Annotated in this window: 4 protein-coding genes and 2 pseudogenes; 1 reads left to right on the forward strand and 5 read right to left on the reverse strand. The window is 51.4% G+C overall.

Annotated elements, in window-relative coordinates; genetic code table 11:
* Nucleotides 1-82 precede the first annotated feature (82 nt).
* The 5 genes and pseudogenes from RTI30_RS11255 to RTI30_RS11275 form a co-directional block, all read right to left on the reverse strand.
* Nucleotides 83-406: pseudogene (locus tag RTI30_RS11255) on the reverse strand (transposase); the annotation flags it as partial.
* A pseudogene (locus tag RTI30_RS11260) lies at nucleotides 349-543 on the reverse strand (ATP-binding protein); the annotation flags it as partial. The pseudogenes RTI30_RS11260 and RTI30_RS11255, both read right to left, overlap by 58 nt.
* Before the next feature lie 901 nt (nucleotides 544-1,444).
* Nucleotides 1,445-3,694 (reverse strand): hypothetical protein, encoded by a 2,250-nt coding sequence (locus RTI30_RS11265; RefSeq protein ID WP_312283783.1) that lies wholly within the window; start codon nucleotides 3,692-3,694, stop codon nucleotides 1,445-1,447.
* 31 nt (nucleotides 3,695-3,725) lie between these two features.
* A complete protein-coding gene (locus RTI30_RS11270) occupies nucleotides 3,726-4,538 on the reverse strand; it encodes a CbbQ/NirQ/NorQ/GpvN family protein (RefSeq protein ID WP_312283784.1) in 813 nt (270 codons plus the stop codon).
* Nucleotides 4,539-4,615: 77 nt separating this feature from the next.
* Nucleotides 4,616-5,995 (reverse strand): ribulose-bisphosphate carboxylase, encoded by a 1,380-nt coding sequence (locus tag RTI30_RS11275; protein ID WP_312283785.1) that lies wholly within the window; start codon nucleotides 5,993-5,995, stop codon nucleotides 4,616-4,618.
* Nucleotides 5,996-6,161: 166 nt separating this feature from the next.
* Between RTI30_RS11275 and RTI30_RS11280 the strand changes: the two genes are divergently transcribed.
* Complete coding sequence (locus RTI30_RS11280) at nucleotides 6,162-7,085, forward strand: LysR substrate-binding domain-containing protein (RefSeq protein WP_312283786.1); 924 nt, start codon at nucleotides 6,162-6,164, stop codon at nucleotides 7,083-7,085.
* Nucleotides 7,086-7,194 lie beyond the last annotated feature (109 nt).

The following is a 7,194-nucleotide window of genomic DNA, read 5'->3' on the forward strand; positions in this document are numbered from 1 at the left end:
GCTTTCTTGCTTCATCCTACCCTCCAGAATGCATCCAAAGGGCAACAGCATGATGACTGGGCAGGTCCTAGAAAAGAACGCCGCTCAGCGACCGCTTACGTCGTCGCAGCTCGCGGTTGATCCGCTCCAGGCCGTTGGTGGTGCGTAGCCGTACACGGTGAGAGTCCGGGAAGTCGAAGACGGTCAGGCTCTCGGCAATGGCCTCTTCGGCCCATTGGGCAAGCTTCGGGTGTTCCTTGCGCCACGCCTCCAGAGCGATTCGCAAGAGCCGTTCGGCTTCCCTCTTGTCCGGGGCATTGAAGATGGCGCGCATTTGGGCGGCCACCGTTTTTTTCGCCTCCTGACGAGTCACGAACTGACCGGCGTTTTGTTGCAGGTGGAACTGGCAGCGCTGCCAGGGCACTGCATGTCAATCAGCGTTGAAAATTGACCGGTTTTAGAGGGGGTAGAGCTCCGTTTTTTGAAGCAGTAGGAATCATTACCAGTTTCGAGGATGTCGCAATGATGGGTAAGGCGATCCAGAATGGTAGTGGTCATTTTTGACGCTGTTTCCACCCCCCCAACTTGATCCCTTTTGCACGCTGATTAACATCTGCTTATAACAAACTGGCCCCACTTCCTGTTATGTCTCCTCACAGCTAAAAGGGAGAGGTTCTGGCAATAATTTCTCGATAAGAGTAGGGGATGGACAGCCCTGCAGAGAGAAAGATTAAAGGTTCCAGGGAATGACGTGATCTAGGCTTGGTACCATGATGTTTTTTATTATCAAGAAGGTATACAGTCCCAGGGAACAGCTCACTAATGAAGCGTCCATTTCCGGTACAGAGTACGTGATTTCCTTGCAAAATGATCTTGATTGTGACGTTGTCAACGAGGTTATCCGTATGCTGTATAGCAAATCTGGTTCCGCAGATTGAAAAAGATACCTGTTTCAATTGATCGATCAGAGAGCGGCGCAAGTTCGTTCGGTGTAGGGCAGCTTGTATGCTTGCCGCTTCTTTGTCCGATATTGATTCTCGAAGAATTATATTTCGACCATGGCCGTCCTTGGGGCCAAGCTCAAAGACTGGAAAATCGAGCAAACTTCGGTCGATTCGCGCGATAACAACAGCACTTCGCATAATTTACCTCAACTCTACTTATTCCTCAAGAAGTTTGAGACTGCGGGAAGTTCTGCAAAACCATTAGTTTTCTTTCTCGCGCACAGTACTCCCTGTCTTTAACCAGATGCGACTCTGCTCCTCAATTTGCTGTCACCAATAAATAGCCTTCTCTCTTCCTTTTTTCATCCCCGATCCCCACAAAAAAACCTGTGAAAATCATCCAGGAATCCTTGAGTCTTGAGAAGGCAGGTTACGCCATACGCTTGGTAACTTGTGACGGAATGATTCACTATTGCTTGGTTACCTCAAGTAGGCCAAAATGTCAATTGTAAGCACGATTTTTACCGTAAGAGAGAGAAAAAAATCTCTGGTAGTTTTTCGGGAAGTTTTTCTATGTGGTCAATAATACTGAAGTGATTGCCAAAGATTTTGCTCACATACCCATCGGCGTGGGGGTCCAAACTAATACAATGACAAAAGATTCCCTGGGTTTTCAATTCTCGGACAGCTTCGCGAGTATCGGCTACCAAGTATTCCGGATCGTCCACATCCACATCCGCGGGCTCGCCATCGGTAAGTAATAACAACAAACGCTTCTCTTTGTTCTGGCCAGCAAGATAGTGACCGGCATGACGCAGGGCCACTCCCATTCGAGTGGAAAAACCCGCTTCCAGGGCAGCCAACCGGGCACGTCCCGCCACCGACCAAGGTTCTTCAAAGCCTTTGATGTGCCAGTAGCGAGCCTCATGACGGGTATTGGAATGAAAACCCGCTATGGCAAAGGGATCTCCTAGGCGATTGATGGCCCAAGCCAACAATGTCACAGCCTCCACGGCCAAGTCTAAAACGCTTTGCTCACCAGTACTCGGCAAGCGATCGTTGAGTGAAGCAGAAAGATCCAACAGCAGGCTAATGGCAAGATCCCGGCGGACGGGTCGGGTTGACTCCTGAATGCGGGGATCCGGGTTCTGACCGCCTCGATACGCAATGAAGGAGCGTAGGGCCCAGTCGAGATCCAACTCTGCCCCATCCTCCTGATGTCGCAGGCGTTCCCGCCCTTGGGGAATCAGACTGTCCAGCAGACGTTGCATCATTCTGGCAAGGGCATCGTGTTTGCGAAGCAAGGTATCGATGCGGCGGGCGTCACCTTGGGGATGAAGATGTTCGTACAGGGTCACCCAATGGGGCCGATAACTATGGCTATGGAAATCCCATTCCGGGTAGAAATGCATGATTCCGCTATTTTCGTTCGGAGCCGCAGGAATGTTGGGGGCCGTTGTTTCGTCTTCTTCCTGGTCTGCATCGATGAAACGCCATAAATGACGATTATCGTCACGGTATGGAGCTTCGGTCTCGGCAAAATGAACCTTGGCAAATCCATCGCTAGCCAGGCGCGTAGCGCTAAGGAAGTCTCCCGCAAACTGCGCCATGGCCTGCGTGGAACCCTCGTGCTCTGCAAGAATTTGCAAAAAACGCTGAACATACGCCAACAAGGTGGCGTCCTGGTAACCATGATCCGGATCCAGCACGGCACGAGAAAACAGGATCAGACGATGGCGAATGCACGACAGGTGTTTTGGATCACAGGCATCTTCCAGAGGATGGGGATGTAGTGCCAGCAACGTTGACCGTAGTCCTGGATAGCGACGTAGCAGAAGAAAATCGATGCGTGCGTCTTCGACAACTTCCAAATAGAGGCGCTGAAAGGGACTCAAATTATCCGCCAACAGCGGCTGGCTATAACGCCGGTGCCCTGCCATGTGAGCGACCATAAGCCGATATTGATCCAGTCCAGATACCCCATTAACAGGCTCCAGGACGTCGGGCACATGGATACCTAGGGCATCGCAATAGGGGTACGGCTTGCGTAGTTGATGGAAGCTTGCTGAAAAAGGCAGCAAAGGTAACGACAAATCCCAGAGTCCCCGCAAGGAGCATTCCAATTGGCGCTCCACGGTAGCAAGCAGGGTCCCCCTTCGTTGACTCTGCAATATGGCACGACTGTCAGCGCTCTGCAGAGCAAAATAATCAGCCTGTCGATCGGGATTTTTTGCATAGTGGTCGAGCCCGAATCGCGCCCATGTGGCCAAACCGCCCAGACTTACATGCTGCAATGCCCGCGGCGCCGTGCCCAGGAATTCTGGAAGTGCGGCGCTAGGAAGAAAACTATCTCGTCCATGAATAGACTGGCGACTTTTTTCGGCGATCTCACGAATCAGTGTCAGATACTCCTGCAGCCGCTCCCTACTTTCCAGGATTGCCGCGATCTCGGGAAGACCAGTCAAAAAAAGCACCAAAGTGGAACCATTGGGAGAGTGATGGAGAAAGTGGATTCCATCCATTACCAGTGAGAGACTCTCTGCACCTAGTATTTGTTCGATTTGAGGCCATGATTCCAAGAAGGCAAGGACAGGCTCTTCGCCACGACCGAGCCGGCAAAGGGTACGCGCCGCCGCCAAACTCGCAGTGATTTGGGCCGCAGACCAACGGATCTGGACTTGTTCCAGCCAATCTGGAAAGATCCGTTGCACAGCAGGAAATGCACAATCCAGAGCGTTTTGTGCTTGCACCAAGGATACGATGGGCAGCATCTCCGGATCTTTGTTCGAATCCGGATTGGATTCAGCCAAAGAGGGCATTGCTAGCGTGATCCAAGGTGTTTTGCATGTCTTCATCGTCGGTCAGCGGGTCTATCAAAGCCATGCGACAGGCACGACTAGGGACAACACCGTCATCAATCAACTGTGCAGCGTAGACCAGTAAACGCGTGGATATCCCCTCCTCCAGTCCGTGCCCTTTGAGTCGCCGAGCAACCTGGGCCAACTCCACGAGTTTTTTGGCGGTATCTATATTCACCCCGGTTTCGCGGATCAGGATCTCTGCCTCCAGGTCAGCGGAAGGATAATCAAAACGAAAAGCCGTAAAACGCTGTTTTGTCGATTGTTTGAGATCCTTCATTACAGACTGATAACCCGGGTTATAGGAAATCACCAGTTGAAAATCCGGGTGAGCGTTGATGAGCTCTCCTTTTTTATCCAAGGGCAACTGACGGCGATGATCCGTAAGAGGATGAATAACAACGGTGCTGTCCTGTCGTGCCTCCACGATCTCATCAAGATAGCAGATGGCGCCATAGCGTGCCGCCAGGGTCAAGGGACCGTCCAACCAACGTGTACCATCCACATCCAGCAACCAACGACCCACAAGGTCTGCTGCAGTCATATCTTCATTACAGGCAACGGTGATCAAGGGTTTTCCCAGGCGCCATGCCATGTACTCCACAAAGCGAGACTTGCCACACCCCGTGGGTCCTTTGATCATTACCGGTAAACGTTTTTCATAGGCAGCAGTGAACAGTTCCACTTCGTCAGCGATGGCTTGGTAGAAAGGCTCCTGGACGATCTGATAGGCTGCCAGCCGGTTTTCCTTGGTCATGTCAGATTCCTTCTATTGGGTGGCCAGCGCAAATCATCCCCGAGGAGAACCCGGGGATGAAGAAGTTGGGGCCAAACTCAGCGATGGGTACTAAGCTTGTCGCGCCAACCGGGATAGAGCTTGTCAGCATCGTGGGGAAACGATTCAAAGGCCCGAGCAAACTCTTTATGCTCCTTGGCCCATTCGATGGGATCAGCCTTGGCTTTCCAGCATTCATAAGCTTGGCGCAAGGATTGTGCGCCTGCACCCGGACCATCGATGTGACCATAGGAACCGCCGCCGGCAGTATTGATCACGTTACCGTGACCCAGATTTTCAAAAAACCCGGGCAAGCGTAGAGCATTCATGCCACCGGAGATGATGGGAGTGGTGGGTTTCATGCCATACCACTTCTGGTAATACACTGGTCCCTGGCATTCATCACGCTCGATCATATAGGCGATATTGCGATCGTCGTTCTCTCCTTCCATCTTGCCGTAACCCATGGTACCCACATGAATGCCGGAGGCGCCCTGCAGACGGGCGATTTTTGCCAGCACGAAGGCGGTGTAACCGCGCTTGGAGGAGGGGCTGGTGATCATGCCATGACCGGCGCGATGGTAATGCAGGTACTGGTTCGGATATTGCCGACGGGCAGTGGTGATCATGCCAGGGCCACCCACGAAACCATCCACCAGGAAGGCTACCTTGTCGGCGTCCGGACCGAAAGTCTCCAGAATGAAATCGGCGCGGGCGCACATTTCGTAATGGTCATCAGCAGTGATATTGGCAGAAAAGATCTTGGCCTGACCAGTTTTGTCTTGGGCCCGTTTCATGGCGTCGGCCACCAAAGGAATGGTTTTTTTCAAAGGAGAAAAGACCTGATTGCCCTGGGGCTCGTCATTTTTAATGAAATCCCCCCCAAGCCAGAACTGGTACGCGGCTTCGGCAAAGGGTTCTGGGCGTAGTCCTAACTTGGGTTTGATGATGGTTCCGGCAATATAACCGCCATCTTTGAGGGGCCGACCCAGGATGCGCCACAGGTCAGAAATGTCTTTGCTGGGGCCGTCGAACAGCTGGATGGCCCGCTCAGGGAAATAGATATCGATCATCTTGGCGTGTTCAATATCGCCCATTCCCTGGTTATTGCCGATCGCCAGCGTAAGAAAGGACACGATCATCATCCGACCATCGGTGATATTACGATCAAACAGATCTAGCGGATAGGCAATTCGCATATCCTCTTTTGCCTCGTCAATAAAATAGACCAAGGCGTCTACACCTTTGGTAAAATCATCGGTGGTGGAGACTTCGACGTTGGTGCCTGTGGATGATTCCGCAGCAAAGTGCGCTGCAGAAGCAAGGTAGCCATAGCCAGTCTTGGGCTTCATCTTATACGCAACCAGGATATGTCTCCCCCCCGCGATAAGGTCTTCCTCGCGCAGAGACAAGTCAGCATAACGAGATGATTGATCCATGATCCGAAAACTCCATGTGTGGAAAAGTATCGTTACTGTATACCCATGGAATCATCTATAAAAACGATTATATATTATAGTTATAATTAGAAATTTAAATTATTCTCTAGACTTGCCAAGAGTCCTGATGTAGAACACCATTCAATCATTCCAATAGAGGCATAAAATGAACAACATTACCCTACGACAATTGGATATTTTGTCTATGGTGGGAGAAACCGGTTCCTACACCAAGGCAGCCAGCCGTTTGCACCTGACCCAATCAGCGGTCTATGTCCAAGTACGCAAACTAGAGCAAGAGATTGGCTTGGCGTTAACAGAACAGGTAGGCAAGAAGGTTTTCCTGACCACGGCCGGTACAGAAGTCCTCCGTGCAGGCAGTAGAATCAGTCTGGAACTAGAAGAGTTAGCCCGCTCTTTGGAGCATTTGCGAGATGTGGATGACGGTCAAATCCGCATTGCCGTTACTTCAGCAGCAAATGCCTTTGCAGTAGAGCTTCTCGCTCGATTTCGTATGCATCACCCCCATATCCAAATCCGATTGAATATTGCTAATCGGCAAGAGGTCTTGGAAAGCCTGGGACGCAATGATATCGATATGGCTATTATGGGTGAACCTCCCCAGACCATGGATCTAACGGCGCTATCTTTTCACCGAAATGATCTTGTGGTGGTTGCAGCGGCGGATCATTCGTTGGTATGGCAGTCCCAAATCCCCTTAGAGCGCCTGGTGGAAGAAACCTTCGTGTTGCGAGAACCAGGATCGGGAACCAGGGAAGCTGTTCTACGCTATTTTGCCGATCATGATCTGCGCATCCAGGACCAAGTGATTATGAACAATAACGAGTCCATCAAACAAGCGGTCAAGGTGGGAATGGGTATTGCCGTCGTCGCCCGACATAGCGTTGCTACCAAAATCGAGGCAGGGTATTTACGCGTACTGCGGGTGGAGGGGTTCCCCTTACAGCGCGCCTGGCATTTGGTCCACCGAAAAGGCAAGCGCCTAGCACCTGCTCCCTTGCGCTTCAAAGGATTTTTGCTCCAACACCAATATGTTCGTACCCCGACAGAAGAATCAGAGATATTGTGATTTTTTCGGCGCATTGACTCATCAGATTTGCTACCCGTGCGGGGTCGTTGCCTCACCATTATGCTACCCGTTGGAAGGACTGACGGGAGTGAGAAATCTTGGGGAGGCG

Origin of the sequence: Candidatus Igneacidithiobacillus taiwanensis (assembly GCF_031962545.1) — a bacterium.
Taxonomy (GTDB): Bacteria; Pseudomonadota; Gammaproteobacteria; order Acidithiobacillales; family Acidithiobacillaceae; genus Igneacidithiobacillus; species Igneacidithiobacillus taiwanensis.

Bases quoted from the DNA above. Each gene is read 5' to 3' on its own strand.
- RTI30_RS11270 (WP_312283784.1), bottom strand. From the start codon at position 4,538: ATGACCAAGGAAAACCGGCTGGCAGCCTATCAGATCGTCCAGGAGCCT.
- RTI30_RS11280 (WP_312283786.1), top strand. From the start codon at position 6,162: ATGAACAACATTACCCTACGACAATTGGATATTTTGTCTATGGTGGGA.
- RTI30_RS11275 (WP_312283785.1), bottom strand. From the start codon at position 5,995: ATGGATCAATCATCTCGTTATGCTGACTTGTCTCTGCGCGAGGAAGAC.
- RTI30_RS11265 (WP_312283783.1), bottom strand. From the start codon at position 3,694: ATGCTGCCCATCGTATCCTTGGTGCAAGCACAAAACGCTCTGGATTGT.